General features: G+C 56.7%; 12 protein-coding genes. 3 read left to right on the forward strand and 9 right to left on the reverse strand.

All coding sequences use genetic code 11. From position 1 onward, the window contains the following. Positions 1-40: 40 nt before the first annotated feature. Entirely contained in the window at positions 41-3832 is a 3792-nt protein-coding gene (locus tag AAH446_RS02110) for an NAD(P)-binding protein (RefSeq protein WP_342905078.1), read from the reverse strand. A 798-nt stretch (positions 3833-4630) separates the two neighbouring features. Between AAH446_RS02110 and AAH446_RS02115 the strand changes: the two genes are divergently transcribed. From AAH446_RS02115 to AAH446_RS02125, 3 genes are all read left to right on the forward strand, one after another. Then, complete coding sequence (locus tag AAH446_RS02115; RefSeq protein ID WP_342905079.1) at positions 4631-6178, forward strand: methyl-accepting chemotaxis protein; 1548 nt, start codon at positions 4631-4633, stop codon at positions 6176-6178. Positions 6179-6446: 268 nt separating this feature from the next. Next, positions 6447-7340: an SDR family oxidoreductase gene (locus AAH446_RS02120; RefSeq protein WP_342905080.1), complete on the forward strand. Its 894-nt coding sequence runs from the start codon at positions 6447-6449 to the stop codon at positions 7338-7340. Between the two features lie 112 nt (positions 7341-7452). Then, entirely contained in the window at positions 7453-9273 is a 1821-nt protein-coding gene (locus tag AAH446_RS02125; protein WP_342905787.1) for a glycoside hydrolase family 15 protein, read from the forward strand. Between the two features lie 297 nt (positions 9274-9570). Here the strand turns inward: AAH446_RS02125 and AAH446_RS02130 are convergent, their stop codons facing one another. From AAH446_RS02130 to AAH446_RS02165, 8 genes are all read right to left on the reverse strand, one after another. Beyond that, a complete protein-coding gene (locus AAH446_RS02130; protein ID WP_342905081.1) occupies positions 9571-11973 on the reverse strand; it encodes a membrane-bound PQQ-dependent dehydrogenase, glucose/quinate/shikimate family in 2403 nt (800 codons plus the stop codon). A gap of 575 nt (positions 11974-12548) precedes the next feature. Further along, on the reverse strand, positions 12549-13832 hold the full coding sequence (locus AAH446_RS02135; RefSeq protein WP_342905082.1) for a globin domain-containing protein: 1284 nt from the start codon (positions 13830-13832) through the stop codon (positions 12549-12551). A 303-nt stretch (positions 13833-14135) separates the two neighbouring features. Next, on the reverse strand, positions 14136-14675 hold the full coding sequence (locus AAH446_RS02140; RefSeq protein WP_342905083.1) for a PadR family transcriptional regulator: 540 nt from the start codon (positions 14673-14675) through the stop codon (positions 14136-14138). A gap of 72 nt (positions 14676-14747) precedes the next feature. Continuing rightward, entirely contained in the window at positions 14748-15536 is a 789-nt protein-coding gene (locus AAH446_RS02145) for a siderophore-interacting protein (RefSeq protein WP_342905084.1), read from the reverse strand. Between the two features lie 276 nt (positions 15537-15812). Next, the gene (locus tag AAH446_RS02150; protein WP_342905085.1) at positions 15813-17132 is read right to left on the reverse strand and encodes a PQQ-dependent sugar dehydrogenase; all 1320 of its coding nucleotides are present in this window, start codon (positions 17130-17132) and stop codon (positions 15813-15815) included. A gap of 12 nt (positions 17133-17144) precedes the next feature. Continuing rightward, positions 17145-17570, reverse strand: coding sequence for a DUF2231 domain-containing protein (locus AAH446_RS02155; protein ID WP_342905086.1), 426 nt, complete (start codon positions 17568-17570; stop codon positions 17145-17147). A 182-nt stretch (positions 17571-17752) separates the two neighbouring features. After that, positions 17753-18487 (reverse strand): GNAT family N-acetyltransferase, encoded by a 735-nt coding sequence (locus AAH446_RS02160; protein WP_342905087.1) that lies wholly within the window; start codon positions 18485-18487, stop codon positions 17753-17755. Between the two features lie 95 nt (positions 18488-18582). Further along, positions 18583-19041, reverse strand: a complete 459-nt coding sequence (locus AAH446_RS02165) for a thiol-disulfide oxidoreductase DCC family protein (RefSeq protein ID WP_342905088.1) — start codon at positions 19039-19041, stop codon at positions 18583-18585. Positions 19042-19094 lie beyond the last annotated feature (53 nt).

Genomic DNA, 19094 nt, shown 5'->3' on the forward strand with positions numbered 1-19094 from the left:
CGCTTTCCGCCTCCGGATGCTGACGAACTCCAGATAACGCTTATGAAACGGCGCCACGCGAAGCTGGATGCGCAGTCAGTCTTTCTGCCGCTTTTTTACCCGCAAGGAAAGCGTGATCGGAATTGTAGTACTCCCACTCGCTGTAGCGCCCGGCCAGCGTGATGTCGTACTTAAGCAGCCATTCACGGATCAGCGTAACGTTACGCAGCCTGTTGTGATCGTAAATAACATAGGCGCAGGGTATATCCGTTTGCGTGGCCGTGATAACCGGATCGCTTTCCGTAAATAGCCCGACGCTGATGCAATCTTCGATACAGCGCTGATTCAGGGCTTCCCCTTCCAGCGGAAGAGGTTGTTGATCCGTGTAGGTGATTTCGCATATCAGCCCAAAGCCGTTTTCAGGATTACAGTGCGGGCTGGCGTTACCCTGAAGAAAGACGCGGTGAAATATCGTGCTGCCGGGATAGTAGATCCAGTGCTTCCCGGAAAGATTAGCGCGCCCTATTCCCAGATTGACGCAGCGGACAGAAGTGTGACGCAGTCCGGCGGCGGCCGCCTGAATTTCCGCAGGCGCCTGAGTGCCCAGCATGGCGATCAGGGCCGGTAGCGGAACCGTACTGATAAGCTGTTCATACTGATAATGCCGCCCGTCTGCCAGTACGGCGATATGCTGCTGCGGGAAGAGTTGTACGATATCGGCGCCGGTTTCGAGCGTCCCCTTCAGCAGCGGCAGAAAGCCGCGCATCAGCGCCTGAAAGCCGCCCCGTAGCGGATAGCCGAAACGGGCATTGGGTCCCACGGGTTTGCTGACCGGCTCCAGCGCACCGTCGATGATTTGTGCCAGATCGGGCAGCGGAACCCGCCCACCCAGCCAGGATGTCTCCATTTCGTTCAGGGGAACCTTCCACAGCTTCTGATTGTATGGCACGGCAAAGTGGCGTGCGATACCGCGCCCCCAGGTCTGATAGATGAACTGCTCAAAATTCTCAGGGGCCTGGTTCCGGCTTTTGGTAACGCTGGCGGCCTGTTCCCCTACGCTGCCATCCGCACAACAGTCCCGGATAACCGGGCCACCCGCCGACAGCCCCTCATTCTCACCGTAACGCGCCTCAATCGCTCCCAGCACGCATTCCCTGATCACCGCCGGCGGCAGCCCGTAGAGCGCGCCCTGGAACGGATAGCGGGTATGAACGCCTTCGGTATAGACCCAGGCTTCCCGCATCTGCCAGTGCAGGTTATCGCCCAGCAGCAGCTTATACATCTCCAGAACATAAGGCTCGTTGGAGAACATAATGTGGCCCGCATAATCAAACACGAATCCCGCCTCCTCAACCGAGCGGCACCAGCCCCCCACCTCAGTATTGCGCTCCAGCAGGACCGCATCCTCTCCCAGATGCAGGGCGGCGCTCAGCCCCGTTGGCCCGGCGCCCAGGATAAGATGCCGCGCTTTCAGGAGGCTGCTTAAGCGGGAATTATTCACGCTGGCAACGGAGTGAGACGGCGCTGTTGTCTGTCCTGCCTCCTGCGTTTTCTCCAGCGCGGTGGTGATAAGCGAACTTATCGCATCAACCGTATTCGTCCAGGAGGTCTTGCCGACCACTGCTTTCATTCGCTGTGCCAGCAATGTCCGTTCGCGCTCGCTCAGGTTCAGTGCCGTTGCGCAGTGCCGCACAAAATCCGCACCGTCTTCCGCAATCAGCACCAGGTCGCCATAGGGCTGTGCCACATCCCGGATTTTCGTACTGACCACCGGGCGTTCCGCCGCCATATACTCCAGCACTTTGGTCGGACTGATAAACTGCGTGGAGGCATTGAGGGCGAACGGCATCAGGCAGACGTCCCAACCGGCCAGAAACTGCGGCAGCGCCTGATAAGGCTGCATGCCGAAATAGTGAATATTGTCGCGAACGGGCAGCGATGCCGGATCGATTTTTACCACCGGCCCCACATAGATGAACTGCCACTGAGGATAACTGTCCGCCAGCAGCGCGATCAGGTCAGTATCGATTCGTTCATCTATCACGCCGTAGTAACCGAGACGGGGATGGGGAAGGTCCGCCTGAAGAGGATGTTCATTACTGCGGTCAAGAGACTGCTCAAAATGAGCCACGTCCACGCTGCTTGGAAAACAGTGTACGGCGGGATGCTTTGCACGCCTGGCTTCATAGAGGCTGGGGCCGCCGGTAAAGACCAGATCGGCCCGCTTAAGCAGCGCGGATTCACGCTGCAACAGCTGGCGGGGCGCATTATCAAAGGCGGCCAGCTCATCCATACAGTCGTAGACCACCAGCGAGGGGGAGAGATCGCTGAGTAAGGGCAGCGCCATTGGCGTATAGAACCAGACAACGGGCCGCGTTTCCGGCGGGCAGAGCTGTGCCAGCAAGGGTTGCAGGCGGGCAATCTGATCGTCATGAAACCCCGGCTGCGGCACGTTTGTATGGGGACGAGCGACGGTGATATTCGCATAAGGCGATGAAAGGTGTAGCCCCGCCTCCCCTTCTTCGTAAACCGGTTCCTCGATAAAGATCACGCGATAGTCTCTGGCGAGACGGGTGAGGATCTGCTGTGGGCGCTGAAAAACAAAGTCCCAGCGCAGATGGCTGAAAACGATCGCTGTATTAACCTTCATGACACTCTCCTTACTCATCGAGCCGTGGGCCCATCTGGACTGAAACTGGTCGAGCATTTTTTGCGCCTCAAGCAGCGCTTTGGCATAGGGGATCGCTTTTTTCCGCCGAAACGGCGCATCCGCGTCGCTGACCACATCCCAGAGTCCGCTGTGATGCCACCTGGCGGGATCATCCCAGTCGGGACGATCGATTACCGGGTAGAGACAGAGTCCCAGCAGCTCAGCGCCCCGGCTCATAGCCTGGGCGGCTTCGGCCGCAATATGCTGGATCCAGGCACCTCTGCCGCTGCCAACATGGCTGGTTTCGGCAATGAGCACGGGCCGCTGATAGCGCCGGTTCAGGGTATGCAGCATTTCATGAAAGGGGATCCGCCCGGCATCACCGAGATGCCAGAAGAGCCGGCGGTTGCTGCCGTACTCCCACTGATTGTCGTGGTAATAGTTGGCCCCGATAAGATCAAGGTAACGCGGTGCGCCGCCCAGTTCCGGCTCCCGGGCGCCGCAAAGCATGTCCCAGGCATGAAACTGCGCATCATTCTCTTCCCTGACGATATCGCTCAGGCCGGGATCGTCACCGGCAGCCGCGATATGGATCAGCGGATCGCAATGCATAATTCTTGCGCGGGGATCGGCCTGCCAGATTGCATCGCAGGCGGCCAGCGTCGCCCGCACCAGCTGCTGTCGCGCAAGCAGACCTGTTTTATGTCCGGGTCCAATGGATGAGGGAAAAAAACCTACTGACATAGCCCAACTGGTAAAGGAGATTTCATTCACCGGAGAATAGACGGGCGGATGGGAATAAAAAGGCGCCAGCGTGCCGGCCAGCGCGCCACAGAAGCGGGCAAAGCGGGAGATAAAGGCCGGATGAAACGGATCGATGCCGGCGGGCCAGCCGTAATGGCACAGGGTCCAGCAGACCTGAACGCCCGCTTCACTGGCCGCCTGCATACGCGCATGAACGCGGCTGAAGTCATATCCCTGAGCATTTTCGCATAACCGCCAGCCGACGCTCTCCCGCACGGTACGGATATTCATTGCGGTCAGCGCATGATAATCGGCGGCAGCCTGCTGCAAATGACCGTTGGATTCGGTCATCGACAAAGGAATGCCCTGCCGCGTAATGTGATCAGCGCCCTCGAATCCTCCCTGCCAGAAAGAGACGTAGGGCGAGCTGGCAAGATTTGTCTGCCCGCTGGCCGTCATGCCTTACCCCCGATGGTGTAAAAAATCAGCGTCCGTCAGGATCGCGGATCCCGTCCCTACAGAGACAAACAGGATCAAAAAAGAGAGCGCAGGGTCAGCCTTCTGTTGAAGTCAGTTTTACGCCGTTACAGAGCTTAGAGTTGTAATAATGACCGGAGCATTGAGTGCCGCATTTGCCACGCAACAGGCTAACGTCACGGGACTATGAGTCTGTAAAGATTATAGCTGCTCAATAATTGCGCGAGCGGAGCAAAGATTTATTGCGCTATTACTGGTACTGATAGCCATCTTATTTGCTGCCTCTGTACAGCCCGTATCAGAAAGGGTCAGCAAAAACCCCAGCAAATGCGCAGAGATAGCGTGGCTTAAAGTGGAACTGGCCCGCCGTAAGATATTTTGTAAAAACCAGACATAGTTCAGGTAAATGGCGCTTTTCTGGCAATCTTTTTACCTTGCCAGTCAACCATTCTCCACTTTGTACCCTGCGGAGCATCATAAACCTGATGAAGGCGCAGTGATGGCAGGCAGTGAAAGCCTGATAACCTCAGGCTGACGTTCCCCGTCTGTTTACCGGCCCCATTGAAGTGACTCATGCCCTGCCAGCGGCGGTTGCCGGACTGCGGGTCACGGCGCTGCGCCGGAAGAGAGGGTAACGGTGGAATCTGCTTTTAAAACTTTATTATTCAATAACATTCACTTTTTTAAGGCGATCTGACAGCTATTCCGGGCGGGATGACGCTAATTTTTCCGGCAGTCTGGCCGATATTACTGACTTCACGTACCGTTAAGGAAGTCCTGATGTCGCTCAAAAAGTCATCCCTGCTCGCGCTTTTGCTGCTGTTTATTCTCTTTTTTACCAGCATCTTTTCCAATCTCTGGCTGCTGACGCGCAGCAACGACTCGCTGGACGACGTGAATCAGGAAATTCACGTTGTCCTCTCCATCATCGATCCTATTAACCACAGCCGTACGCTGCGGGTAAGGCTGATGGAATATATGAAAATGCTGGAGGAGAGCAACCTTCAGTCCACCCGGCCAACGCTCGACGGGGTTAATGAGGTACTGAAGAAAGCCGATGCGGCTTTTCAGTCCTATGTTGATGCCCCCAAACGCCCCGGCGAACAGGCGCTTGCCGATCAATACAGCAGCGCCTGGACGACCTATCGTCAGCAGGGACTGCTGCCCCTGCTTAAGGCGGCAGAAGTAAACGATCGCCGCGCCTTTGACGGGCAGATAGCGAACGTCATCCGCCTCGACAGGCAGTATGAGATCGTGCTGGATAACGTGCTGGCGCTGCATGAGCAGTATGCAAAACGCCTTAACAGTGATGCCAAAAGCCATTTCGTTTCTGGCCTCGGTCTTATCGCCGCCTTTGGAATACTGTTCCTGATTGTTATCGCCGCCGTGCTGATGATGCTCCGTCGTCATGTTATCGCTCCGCTGTTAGCGGCGCGGGATCACTGTCGTCAGATTGCAGAGGGCATACTGGATAACCCTGTGCCGGTAAAACCTTCTTCACGTAATGAAATTCAGACGCTGATGTCTTCGATGGAGCAGATGCGCCAGGCGCTGACCGAGATCATTCTTCAGGTGCGTGACTCAACGCACACGGTTTCCAGCGCCTCTCAGGAGATCGCCGCCGGGAATATCGATCTGGCATCGCGGACTGAACAACAGGCCGCCGCGCTGACCGAGACGGCAGCCAGTATGGAAGAGCTGGGCGCGACGGTGAAACAGAATACCGAGAACGTCCATGAGGCAAGCCGCCTGACTCAGGAAGCGGTGAAAAATGCCCAGTCTGGCGAAAAAGTTTCGCGTGAGGTGATTGTCACCATGGGGCTTATCAACAGCAGTTCGAAGAAGATCGAAGATATTATTAACGTCATCAACGGCATCGCCTTTCAGACCAATATTCTGGCGCTGAACGCCGCAGTAGAAGCGGCCAGAGCAGGTGAACAGGGTCGCGGCTTTGCCGTGGTGGCCGGGGAAGTCCGTTCTCTGGCCCAGCGCAGCGCGCTGGCGGCGAAAGAGATTGAGGGACTGATCTCCGAATCGGTGGCCAATATCAAGGCGGGTTCCGATCAGGTGAGTAAAACCGGCGACGCCATCAACGCTATCATCGCCTCGGTTACCCAGGTTGACGTGCTGATGGAGCATATCTCCACCGCTTCAGAAGAGCAGAGCCGCGGGATTGGCCAGATTGAGCAGGCGGTTACGGAGATGGACAGCGTAACGCAGCAGAACTCCTCGCTGGTTCAGGAGTCCGCTTCCGCCTCCGCTTCGCTTGAAGAGCAGGTGCGCTCGCTTACCCAGTCCGTTTCCGCATTTCGTCTCGCCGCTGAATAATGGCGCTCGCGGTATCCCTGCACATTCACTCTGTGCGGGGATACCTCCCGACGATTCCCGTTTATCTCAACTCAGAATGACCTGAAAAACCGCCCTGCCCGTGATCTTCAAAAAAACCCACCTTCAGCCGTAATTCCGCGTCAAAACAGCAGACTACATCACCTCACCTCGCCATTTTTTTGCCCGCCGTTTCCCAACCAGACGTGACAATGCTCACATCTCTACTACGCTTATTGCAGTGAAATCATTGAGAAGAAGGAGCTAAAGAATGAGCGAACAGTCTAAAAAATCCCTGCTGACCATTGAATATCCCACCCCACCTTTTCCCGAACAGCCGCAGCAAGCCCCCGGTCTGGCTAGCAAAATGACGCCTGTTCCCGATCACGGTGAGAAGAGCTACCGCGGTTCCGGTCGCCTGGCGGGCAGAAAAGCGCTGATCACCGGGGGTGATTCAGGGATTGGCCGCGCCGTCGCCATCGCCTATGCCCGTGAAGGGGCCGATGTGGCCATCGGCTATCTGCCCGAGGAGGAGTCTGATGCCGCAGAGGTGATCAAGCTTATTGAGGCAGAAGGCCGCAAAGCCGTGGCGCTGCCGGGCGATATCCGCTCCGAAGAATTTTGTCACAAGCTGGTCAGCGACGCGGTCAGCCAGCTGGGCGGCCTCGATATTCTGGTGAATAACGCCGGACGTCAGCAGTTCAATGAATCTATCCGCACCCTGAGCACGGAAGATTTTGACGCGACCTTTAAAACCAACGTTTACGCCATGTTCTGGATCACCAAGGCAGCGCTGGAGCATCTGCCGCGCGGCGCCGCTATCATCAATACCTCGTCCGTGCAGGCCTATATTCCAAGCCCGATCCTGCTTGACTATGCGCAGACCAAAGCCTCTATCGTGGCCTTTACCAAGGCGCTGGCTAAGCAGCTGGGCGGTGACGGCATCCGCGTTAACGCGGTCGCTCCCGGACCTTACTGGACCCCGCTCCAGTCCAGCGGCGGCCAGCCGCAGGAAAAAGTCCAGGAGTTTGGTGCGACTGCTCCGCTGGGCCGCCCCGGTCAGCCCGCGGAAATCGCCCCGCTCTACGTCACCATGGCCTCTACCGAGAGCAGCTTCACCTCCGGTCAGGTCTGGTGCTCTGATGGCGGCACCGGCACGCTGTAAATCTGGGTAGCGCGATTGTCACCCCCTGTGGCCGCCAACTGGCGGCCACATTTGATTTTGCCGGGCCTGGCCCGGAAACCGATCCACCTCCGGTACAACTCAGGAAATAATGATGAAAAATGCCGTTTATCGCCAGCCCACCAGGCGCGACGGATTTGCCGATCCCGGTGATTATGCTGCTATCGGTGAAGGACGATCCGTGGCGTTGATTGCGCCGGACGGTGCCATCGACTGGTGGTGCTCACCCAACCTTGATTCTCCCCCCCTGTTTGACCGCCTGCTGGACAGCAAGATCGGCGGATTTTTCCAGATAGAACCTGATGAGCCTTATAGCGTAAGTCGCTGCTATCGCGAAGACAGTAACGTGCTGGAAACCCGCTTTAAAACGGAGAATGGTACGGTGCTGCTGACCGAGTCGATCAACAGCACCCTGGCAGGCCGTCTGCCATGGAGCGAAATTGCCCGCCGTGTTGACGGCGTGAAAGGCAACGTCACCCTTAAGATCACCCTGAAGCTGGGCACCATGGCGGAAACGCGCAGCCCCTGGCTGAACGAGACGCAGCACGGCCCGGTGTTTCACGTTGGCGACCTGCTGATTATGCTCAGGCACTCTGAAGATGTGCTGAAGATTGAGGAGCACGACGCAGGCTTTTATGGCACGCTGCGCACCTCGCCGGACTCGTCCTCCCTGATCGCCCTGCTGGCCACGGAGAAAGAGCCGCTGGCCGTCCCGACGCTGGACTCGATCGATCAGCGCATCGAAACCAGCCACCTCGCCTGGCAGGACTGGATCAAGAGCCTGAGCTACGAGGGGGCCTTTCTGCCGCACGTTCGTCGCTCCGCGCTGGCGCTGAAATTTCTCTGGTACTCCCCGACCGGTGCGCTGGCCGCCGCCGCCACCACCTCGGTGCCTGAGGGGATTGGCGGCAGCAAGAATTATGATTACCGCTACGCCTGGGTGCGCGACGCCTGTCTGATCATCAAGTCCTTTGTCTATCTTGGCGCGCTTGAGGACTGTAAAGCTGCCTTTTCCTGGCTTTCCGCCACGATCCTCAAGCACGGTTGCCCGCTGCAGACCTGCTATACGCTTGAGGGTGAGACGGTACCCGAAGAGCGTTTTCTGCCGCTGGAGGGGTATCAGGGCTCCCAGCCGGTGCGCGTGGGCAATAACGCCAGAGATCAGACCCAGCTGAGCATGTACGGCGATATGCTGGCGACCGCCCAGCTCTTTATCGAAGCGGGCCACGTGCTGGATCTCACCACGTCCCGCCTGCTCGGACAGCTCGCCAATCACTGCGCTGACAGCTGGCGCCAGAAAGACTCGGGGATCTGGGAACTGCCGGAGGAGCAGCACTACACCCATTCGAAAATGGCCTGCTGGATAGCGCTTGACCGGGCAGTGAAGCTGGCCGAAAGCACGCATATTGAACCGACATGGCTTAAACGATGGCAGCGGGAGCGCGACCGGATCCGCGACTGGGTGGAGGAACACTGCTGGTCGGAGAAGCGCCAGGCCTATACGTTTTACGCTGGAAGCGATTCACTGGATGCTGCGATTGCGCTGACGCATGACTATGGCCGCGCGGTTTCTCCCGAACGGATGCTGGCCACCTTTGACGCTGTCCATCAGGAGCTGGGACACAATGGCCCGATGGTATACCGTTATTCAGGCGTGGAGAGCGAAGAAAGCACCTTTGTCGCCTGCTCGTTCTGGCTGGCGGAGGCCTGGGCGGCGATGGGTAAAAAGGCGCAGGCGGAAGAGACTATGCAGGCTATTCTCGCGGTCATCTGTCAAGAGGGCAACGTTGAAACCTTTAATGAAATGTTCGATGTCCGCACAAACAGCTGGCGGGGTAACCTTCCTCAGGGGCTGAGCCATCTGGCCCTGATTTGTGCCGCCCATGCGATCTCCTCTCCGGAAGAGAACGCCTGAGTCTGGTCGCATCACTACGGCTGATTCTCTCTTCAGACGGCAATAAAAAAAGGGGCAGCGAACGTTTGCTGACAAAGGTAAAGCTCGGGGAACAGGGACTAGGAGTAAAGCGTCCCGCGCCATGGACGGCGCGGGCCGAGCTATCAGGGACGATGCTTTTTGCGTCTTTACGAGCAGGCCCTGTTCTCCGAGCCGGCACTTTATCAATAATCTCAGGGGCAGCCAACGCTGCCCCTTTTGGTTAATAACAGAGTTCCCGTTCAGAAAAATGGCCTGAAGAGCAGTCGCGATCGACGCTTATTTCAGACGGTAAGCCACCACGGCGTCACCTTCTTTGGTGCCCAGCGAGCCGTGACCGCCTGCGGCAATCACCACATACTGTTTCTTGTCAGCGCCCATATAGGTGGAAGGCGTGGCCTGTCCCCCTGCCGGAAGCTCGGTTTGCCATAACAGCTCACCGGTATTGATGTCGTAGGCGCGGAAGAAGTTATCCGCCGTTGCGCCATGGAAAACCAGATCGCCTGCGGTCGTCAGCGGACCGCCGTGCGCCACCATCCCCATCGGGAAGCCAATCGGGAAGCGGCCCGGCAGGAAAGAGGTTTTCAGGTTTTTGGTGGTGCCCACACGGCGCAGCCATTCAGTTTTACCGGTAGTCAGATCCACACCCACCATACGGCCCCACGGCGGCGCAATACAAGGAATGCCCAGGCTTGAGGAGAGCTGCTGGATATGAATCGCGTAGTCACCCTGGAAGTTTTCGTTCCAGTACGGGGTGTTTTCCGCCGTGAACATACGTTTGTCTGCGGTTTCAGCGTTACGTTTGATCAGGGTGTACTTGTAAGCCAGGCGAACCGGCGCAGCAATCAGGATCTGACGCTCCGGATCGACAGAGACCGAGCCCCAGTTAAACACACCAATGTTGCCCGGGAAGACAATAGAGCCCTTCTCGGTCGCTGGCGTCCACGGATTACCGTCATAGCGCAGAGATTTGTAGTCAATCCGGCACGCCATCTGATCGAACGGCGTGACGCCCCACATCGATTTTTCACTGAGCGGATCGGGGATAAAGTTCAGCGCGGAAACCGGCTGGGTAGGCGAATAATTTTCACCGTTGATGCCTTTCGTCGACACATCAACCTGATTAACAGGATAGACGGGCTGGCCGGTCAGTCGGTTCAGAACGAACAGGTTACCGGTCTTCGTCGGCATCACCACCACGGGCTGCTTCTTGCCCTGATAATCGATATCAAGCAGTGAAGGCTGTGACGGAATATCGCGATCCCACAAATCGTGTTTCGAGGTCTGGAACAGCCACTTGAATGCACCGGTTTTCAGATCCAGCGCTACCAGCGCGTCACGGAATTTCTCGGTGTTGCTGTTCGGATCGCGGTTAAGACCCACTTCATCCGGTGAAGCGTTGCCAAAAGGCACGTAGACCAGGCCGTTTTTCAGGTCGGCGCTCAGGGTTGCCCAGGCGATCGGCGTATCCTGAGGATAGATACCCTCGGCCGCGATGGGATCGGTGCTTTCCGGGTTCGCCGGGTCGAAGTTCCAGACCAGTTTACCGGTAATCACGTCATAGGCGCGGATCACACCGGATGGGTTACCGGCATTAAAGCCGTTATCCATTACGGAGTCACCAACGATAACCAGGTTGCCGGCCACCAGCGGTGCGGAGGTTTCCATCAGCGCATGAGGGCGGATTTTGCCCATGTTATCGCTGAGGTCGACAATGCCGTTATTACCGAAATCGGTGCAAAGCTTCCCGGTATCAGCATCCAGCGCCAGCAGTTTGGCATCGTTGGCGGCGTTGAAAATACGCTTACGGCAGGTTGCCGGTGCGGTGGCCTGCGCAACGGCTGCGGCTGGCTGGGCAGGCTGAGCTGCATTCTCGTCAGTCGCTGGCGCGTAGTAGCTTACGCCACGACAGGTCTGGTGCTGTTGCAGATAAGAACGATCTTTTTCCGGCTGGTATTTCCACTTCATTTCACCCGTTTCAGGGTTCAGGGCGTGGACTTCGTTATGCGCCGTACAGAAATAGAGCGTGTTATTAACCTTCAGCGGCGTCGCTTCAAAGGTATATTCGGTCGCATCCTTCTCTGCATTACGCAGATCGCCAGTGTGGTACGTCCATGCCACTTCCAGGTTATCAACGTTCTCTTTGGTGATCTGCTTCAGACCAGAGAAGCGCTGACCGCTGTTAGTGCCGCCGTAAGCCACCCAGTCGTTCTGAGCGACATTGCTGTCGGACGGAATACGCTTGGTGGTAATATTGCCTTCCTGCGGGTACGGGTCATAAAACATCATGCCGATGACCAGCGCAACGATAACAATGACGGTCGTGCCCAGGAAAGGATGAAAACCGCGGGTATCCGCAGGATTCTTAGCGCGGTTAAGCGGGCGAACAATCCACGGCATGGCCAGCCAGAGGCCAAACAGACCAATCAGATCGCCGCGTGGGATCCACTGCCATTTATCAAAGCCAACCTCATAAATCATCCATGCCAGCACAATCCACATCAGGACGGCATAGACAGAAAGGGCAATTTTTTTATTTTTGAACAGCGCAACGGCGGTGATGAGCAGCCCGATGGCCATCACCACGTAAAAAGGCGATCCCCCGATAAGCAGCAACTTGCCGCCCATATAAAGCATCGCGATTGCCACAATCGCGATAATAATACTGGTTAACTTAAGCATTTTGATCTCTCAGCATATACATTTGAACAACCATTACCCTTACACTCCATTACAAAAGGATAATGTAAATTTAACTAAAAACAGATTGATTGAATAATCTGTTTAATTTATGAATCATGCGTGACAGTTTCGCCAGGGTGATAATTTATTTTTTTCCGCAGGCTGACCCGACGTGCACAGGTAGTGCGCCATTAAAGCTTATAAATCAGCACGCTGAAGAATTTCGGGACTATTTCTCAGGAGGCGCGGGATAGGTGATAGCGGTTATTTTTAGCATAAAATGTCTCGGGCGGAGATCGGCAGCTAGCTCCACCGTTAATTCATGCCATTCTGGCTTTAGCAATTTGTGTGTTTTACTGCGCCCTGTTATCCGGCGATGCCGCTGCATGACCGCGATTACCGGCTGCTAACGGCATTTTATTAAAAAATGCATACCGTAGCGGGTAGAGATTGAAGCGCTTACTCTTTTTCTTACGGACATGCGTTAGTACAGATAAATCCTGAACTTTTCCGGGAGCCGGCCAGACCGACTCCCATTATCCCGGCGATGAGTGACAACGTCACTGAAAGCTGAACTACAGATGCAGCCCGCCGGTGCTGAACGCCTCACTGAAAATCCTGTCAGCCGGAATACCTGCGTCAGTCAGGGCGCGATACTGCGCCTGCATAAACGGAGCCGGGCCACACAGATAATAATCCGCCTCTGCGGGAAGATATTCAGCGGGCAGTTCTTTTATGTTCAGCCTGCCCTGTGCCTGATAATCTCTGCCGGCGACTTCATCCTCTTTAACGTCTTCATAGGTGATAAAGAGATGAAGATTATTATTTGCTCCGGCTAAATTTTTCAGCTCTTCCCGTAAGGCGTGTACGTCGGAATTACGGGCGGCATGAATAAAATAGATCGCTTTCTTCTCCTCTGCGCTGAGTTCCGCATCGCTGTTCACGCCCTCGCGGGTGGCGGGATGGGAATGGGGATCGGCATGGGTCGCCAGCAGATGATTGACCATGGAGATCATCGGCGTCAGGCCGACGCCGGCGCTGATCAGCACATTTGTGGCGTCGGGGTTCATCAGATAGAAATTCCCGGTCGGCGCGCTCAGCTCCACCCTGTCGCCTTTGCCAACGGAAGTATGCAAAGTTGATGAGACATAGCCGGGATCCTGCCCTTCCGAGCGGGGATCTTCACGCTTCACCGAGATACGCAGATAACTATCCGTTGGACTGTTAGATAAACTGTACTGCCGGGGCTGTTTAATGCCCAGAGCGGGAACCTGTAACCGTAAGGTAATATACTGCCCCGGCTTCCAGTCCGGCAGCGCCTGTCCATCTTCCGGTATTAGATAGAAAGAGGTAATTTCCGTACTCTCTTTCACTTTCCTGTCCACGATAAAGTTACGCCAGCCCACCCAGCTGCCCCGGCTATTTTTATGTTCTTCGTAGAGCCGGTTTTCGGTGGCGATAAAAATATCAGCCAGCTGCTGATAAGCGGCGCCCCACGCCGTAATCAGTTCATCCTCCATCGGGATGCTGAGGACTTCGCTTATCGAATGAAGCAGATTTTCACCGACGATATCATAATCGGGTGTCTGTATATTCAGGCTGACGTGTTTATGACAGATAAGCTCGATAACCGGCGTCAGTACGCCCGGATTATCGATATTTTCGGCATAGGCCAGCACAGCGCCAGCCAGCGCTTTCGCCTGAGCGCCGCTGCGCTGATGCCCCATATTAAAGGTTTCTTTAAGCTCGGGATGATTATTCAGCATCCGCTTGTAGAAATAATCCGTTAACGCCACCCCGTTTTCTTTTAATACGGGAACGGTTGCCTTCACTGATTCTTTCTGCTTTTCACTTAACATAATCCGTTTATCCTCAGCGTAAGATCAGAATTACAGCCAGCCTGCCAGAGCGTGATAAAAAGTTGCGCGGCCAAACTTGCCATAGCCCGTTTCCCCCACAGTTTAGCAGGTTACTCAGGCGTTGCCGGGTTGAGTACATGGCGCCGGTCAGACGGCAGGCTGCGGTGCAGTGCGGAAATTGAGTGCACGGCGCCAGCCAGACGGCAAACTGCGGTGCAGTGTGAAAATTGAGGCGGTGGGCGGGATCGGCAGAATGCGTTCATAAGCGGACGATAAAGAGAAAGGGCTGTCGCGAAACGCCATTCAGCTGCGCTCGATTTTTCGGGTAGCCTCATCGAGCGCGTCGATAATGCCGTGGAGCGTCTGCGTGGAGAGCGTGGCGCCGGAGAGGCGGCTGTTCAGCGCGCTTTTCATATTATTGATCGCCCTTTCTACCTCAGGCCGGCTGCGGTTAGTGACCAGTACCGCCAGCGAGCCCAGGCGTTCCAGTATCGCTTCCAGCGCCGCGTTGCCCTGGGTCAGCTGCTGCTGCCCCTTCGCTTCCAGACGGTACGCTTTGCGTGTCGCCTGCGGTTCCGTCACGCTGATGCATTCCATCTCTTCGAGCAGAGTCAGATTAGGATAGATCAGGCCCGGGCTTGGGGTGTACTCCCCTTTAGAAAGATCCTCGATCGATTTAATCAGCTCGTAGCCGTGCGCGGCGCCCTGAGAGATAAAATAGAGGATCAGCAGGCGGATATCCCCCGCATCCAGCATTTTTTCCCGGCGTTTCCGGCGTCTGGCGCTGCCGTCCGGCCCGCTGTCACTCTGGTCGTCAGTACGGTGATGATGAGGTTCTTTCATTCTCAGCCCGGCGTCAGTTAAAGGGGAGAAAGCGTACTCTGCCCCCGGTAAAAACTCAATATGAACGGCAGGTTACTTCAGGTGCCAGTAGGCGACCGCACGAACCCTTTCCGCGTCCCTTTCCCGCTGAGTAATGAAGTAGTCTCTGAGCGTCTTCACCGCAGTTCCTTCACCGGTCAGCCAGATGAAGTAATCCTCATCCGGCAGCGCTAACTCGTCGAAGCGGGTTATGAGCTTCGCCACCGCCGCCTCGTTCATCTCTCCGCTGCCCAGCCAGGTGACCTCAATATTGCCGGGGTCGCCAAGATAGGCCTGGCCCACCGCCTCATCGGCCCAGGCGAAGAGACGCAGGCTTTGCCCGGAGATCGTCTGCTGACGGCGGCGGAACGCAGGCAGGCCTGTTTCATCACAGACATAGAGCTGAAAAGCATAATCCTCTGGCACCACCAGCGATCCGCGCGGGCCGCCAACCGCCAGCTTATCACCAGGGGTTGCCTGCGTGACCCAGTCGCTGGCCAGCCCGGCCTCATGCAGATAGAAGTCGAGCGTCAGCAGCCCTTTTTCGGGATCGAAGCTGAGCGGCGTATAGTCACGCGCGGCGGGCCTGACCCCCTCTGGCCACTCAATCCCTTCCGGGGTAACCGCCGGCAGCGGCAGCTCGCCGCTCACCGCATCAGGGAAAAAGAGTTTAACGTGGTCGTCAAACCCCGCCGAGGCGAAGCCCTGAAGCGCCTCCCCACCCACCTCAATCCGGTAAAACTGACCGGCGATGAGCCGCTTGCTCACCACGGTGACCGGGCGTATACGGAGTTCGTTTCTGACCCGCTGCGGCAGGCGGGAACCAGGTTGAGTTTCCGGCATGTTTAATCTCCAGGCAAAGCATATAAAAGGCAAGAATCTTAGGGAATGATTCTCATTTAAGATGCAAAATATATCTATGATATATCTTAACTGCAAGCGAAGATGGCAGCGTGATGTGGGAATTTGTGCGGTATACCGTTGGCGTAGCCTGACGCTGGAAACAGTGAAGAGCGCACATAAAAAAGGACCCACAGAGGATCCTTTTAGGTTGGATGTACGCTTTCAGCATTCTGAAAACCGGAAACGGCGTAAAAGTTATCGACGTTTCCGGCTACGTCAGGGCGCGCTGGCGTTGGTGACGCGCCAGACCACATTGGCAGCATCATCGGCAATCATCAGGCCGCCAAGGTTATCCATCGTCAGACCGACCGGTAAGCCCCGCACCTGTTCATGATCGTCAGTCAGGAATCCCGTCACCACCGGCTGAGGATCGCCGACCGGTTTGCCGTCCTCAAACGCCACCCAGCTGACCCGATAGCCGTTCAGCGGGTCACGGTTCCAGCTGCCGTGCTCGCTGATAAACGCGCCGCCGCGGTATTTCTCCGGCAGATTGGTGCCGGTGTAGAACCACAGGCCCAGCGGCGCGACGTGAGAGCCCAGCGCGTAGTCCGGCTTGATCGCTTTTTCCACCAAATCGGGGCGTTCGGGCTTAACCCGGGGATCCAGATGCTGGCCAAAATAGCTGTAGGGCCAGCCGTAGAAGCCGTTTTCCTCGACGGCGGTCATATAATCCGGCACCAGGTTCGCCCCAATCTCATCGCGTTCGTTGACGATGGCCCAGAGCCTGCCGGTCTGCGGCTCCCACTGAAGCCCGGTTGGGTTACGCAGGCCGCTGGCGTAGATGCGGCTGGCGCCTGACTCAGCGTCCACCTCAAGGATTGCCGCGCGGCGGTACTCAATGCCGATGCCGTTTTCGGTGATATTACTGTTGGAACCGACGCCTACATAGAGCTTGCTTCCGTCCGGGCTGGCAAGCAGCGACTTGGTCCAGTGATGGTTAATCCCTGCGGGCAGCTCGGTCAGCACGGTGCCGGGATCGGTAATGCGGGTCGCGCCAGGCGTGTAGGGATATGTCACCAGGCTGTCCGCATTGGCCACATACAGCGTATTCCCTACCAGCTGTACCCCAAAAGGCGAGCTCAGGTTTTCCAGAAAAATATGCCTTCCCCAGGTTTTCCCGTCGCCGCTGGTGTTGCGCAGCAGCGTGATACGGTTACCGCCCGCGCCGCCCTTCCCGGAGGCGCTTTTCACCAGCCCGGTCGCCAGCTGTTTGGGCATGGCGATCGGGGTTTTAGGCCCGGCGGCTTCGACCACCAGCACGTCGCCGTTAGGCAGCGTATAGAGCTGACGGGGATGTTTGAAATCACCCGCCACTCTCTCGATTTTCAGCCCTTCCGCCACTTTTGGCGTTTCGCCTTCCTTCCACTGCGCGGCGGAAGGAACCTTCATCGGCGGCACCAGGAATGATTTTGCGGGGGGAAGTTCAGGATTGGGTCCGGTCTGGTGTGGCACATCACCATCAGCGCTATCGTCACAGCCGGCAAGCACCAACGCGACAGAGATGGCAAGCAGGGATAGCAGATTCATGTTTTTCATCAGGTCTCCTCCTTAAGCAGTACGATCGCGCAGGGCGAGTTGCACGTTGGCGAACAGCATCAGCACCACCACCAGCGTGGAGAGGATTACGCCCGCAGGCACAACGCCGTACGCATCGCGGGTATGGATCAGGGCATTAAAAATCGCCAGCACAATGGCAACCAGATAGGCCCAAAAGTGCACTTTTACCGCCGAACCCTGTGGCCAGGAGGCGCCGATCCAGACCTGAACCAGATTGATCAGTCGCGGAATAATGGAGAGCACCAGCCCTATCGTTATCAGCCAGCTCGCACCCCGCGTCCAGCTGATTTCAGTGCTGTAGACGTAAATAATGTCAAATATCCAGCCCGCGACAAAAAAGCCTAACGGAACCGGATTGAGCAGGGAGTAAACGGCCACAGCAAAAGCAGAATGCCGGGGGTTAACTTGGGCAGTCATTCATAAGCTCCTTAAACAGGTGTGAGAGGTCAGCAAAACGTCGGCAACCGTCACGCGGTCCTGTAAAAGGTTAGTTAATCTGGTGACATTGTGTGGAATAATGTGAATAAAAATGAATGGTTAGCTGTTGTGGACCCGGTTGAGGCAGGAACAGCGCATGCCGCTGTCCCTCTTCAGACAGGTCATTTTCCGTCGCGCAGCGAGGCCAGATTGCGTAGCTGATTTCCCTGAGAGTCAAAGTTATCTGCCGCCAGCCAGCGTTCCAGCGCGCCGCGCACGGTGGGCCACTCAGCATCAATAATCGAGAACCACGCCGTATCCCGCGTACGTCCCTTGTACACCGCCGCCTGGCGAAATACACCTTCATGACGAAAGCCAAGCCGTTCGGCTGCCCGCCATGACGGCCCGTTCAGGCTGTCGCATTTCCATTCGTAGCGACGGTAGCCAAGCTGATCAAAGGCGTATTTCATCAGCAGAAAATGCGCTTCTGTCGACAGCGGGCTGCGCCTGAGCGCCGGTGAAAACGTGACGTAACCTACTTCCATCGCGCCCTGCGCGGGATCGATACGCATCAGCGCCAGCGTGCCGATAGCGCGGTGGCTGACGGGATCGATAACCGCATAATGCAGCGCATCGCTGCTCCCCGCCGCCGCATTCAGGTGCTGGCGAAACGCTACCGCATCCTCAAAGGGGCCAACGGGCATATAGGTCCAGTCCCGGCCATCCTCAGCCTGCTGCCAGGCTTCCCAGAGATCTTCCCCATGCGCAGCGCCATCCAGGGCCTCAAGACGGCAATAGCGTCCCTGCATGGTGGCGCGTTCTGGCCAGGGACGGACGCACCACCCGGACAGCGCTTCGCCAACGGGCTGTTGATATTCATTGACCGGCAAGGAAACCTCCACTGTCGTTATTATCATGTAAACGTCTGGATTGAGTACGCACTGTAACAGTCCTGACGCACGCTGAACAATTCCGCGTCACGGCAAGCCGTCGATGGATTGCAGAACGCCGCTCAGGAACCGCGCAGTCCCTCCCGCTCAGGCTCCTGCTCAAGAAAACGTCCGGGATGGTCCGCTTCGGGTTGCTGCTGCTCATCGTAGCGGCCAAACAGACGGTAGCGGTGGCTGGCGATAAGATCGTAGCAGCGGTTGCCGATCGCTTTGGGGAACCAGCGCAGCACGCTGAACAGGCGCCAGGGCCAGGGAAGCCGGTCCATGACCCGGAAAATCGCCTCAGCGCGAAACCAGGTCCTGTCCCCTTCCATCAGCACAATGGTATTCACGTTATCAGGCGACATGCCCACCTTTTTCAGCAGCTCAGCGCCCGTTGCCGTCTGTACCGCAGCCAGACGCACGGTATGGTCGCGATCGTGGCGGATCAGAAAACGGACCCAGCCGTTACACAATTTGCAGACGCCGTCATAGAGCACGATGCGTTCCACGCCGGAAGATGAGGGAGAAACAGAAGACATATAATCACCAGAGAGTCAGAACGGTGGGTAATCCCACCTTTAACATACAGTCA

Origin of the sequence: Erwinia psychrophila (assembly GCF_039023475.1) — a bacterium.
GTDB lineage: Bacteria > Pseudomonadota > Gammaproteobacteria > Enterobacterales > Enterobacteriaceae > Erwinia.

Excerpts from the sequence above, each read along its gene's own strand:
- AAH446_RS02110 (WP_342905078.1), bottom strand. The coding sequence starts at position 3,832 with ATGACGGCCAGCGGGCAGACAAATCTTGCCAGCTCGCCCTACGTCTCT.
- AAH446_RS02115 (WP_342905079.1), top strand. The coding sequence starts at position 4,631 with ATGTCGCTCAAAAAGTCATCCCTGCTCGCGCTTTTGCTGCTGTTTATT.
- AAH446_RS02120 (WP_342905080.1), top strand. The coding sequence starts at position 6,447 with ATGAGCGAACAGTCTAAAAAATCCCTGCTGACCATTGAATATCCCACC.
- AAH446_RS02125 (WP_342905787.1), top strand. The coding sequence starts at position 7,453 with ATGAAAAATGCCGTTTATCGCCAGCCCACCAGGCGCGACGGATTTGCC.
- AAH446_RS02130 (WP_342905081.1), bottom strand. The coding sequence starts at position 11,973 with ATGCTTAAGTTAACCAGTATTATTATCGCGATTGTGGCAATCGCGATG.
- AAH446_RS02135 (WP_342905082.1), bottom strand. The coding sequence starts at position 13,832 with ATGTTAAGTGAAAAGCAGAAAGAATCAGTGAAGGCAACCGTTCCCGTA.
- AAH446_RS02140 (WP_342905083.1), bottom strand. The coding sequence starts at position 14,675 with ATGAAAGAACCTCATCATCACCGTACTGACGACCAGAGTGACAGCGGG.
- AAH446_RS02145 (WP_342905084.1), bottom strand. The coding sequence starts at position 15,536 with ATGCCGGAAACTCAACCTGGTTCCCGCCTGCCGCAGCGGGTCAGAAAC.
- AAH446_RS02150 (WP_342905085.1), bottom strand. The coding sequence starts at position 17,132 with ATGAAAAACATGAATCTGCTATCCCTGCTTGCCATCTCTGTCGCGTTG.
- AAH446_RS02155 (WP_342905086.1), bottom strand. The coding sequence starts at position 17,570 with ATGACTGCCCAAGTTAACCCCCGGCATTCTGCTTTTGCTGTGGCCGTT.
- AAH446_RS02160 (WP_342905087.1), bottom strand. The coding sequence starts at position 18,487 with ATGATAATAACGACAGTGGAGGTTTCCTTGCCGGTCAATGAATATCAA.
- AAH446_RS02165 (WP_342905088.1), bottom strand. The coding sequence starts at position 19,041 with ATGTCTTCTGTTTCTCCCTCATCTTCCGGCGTGGAACGCATCGTGCTC.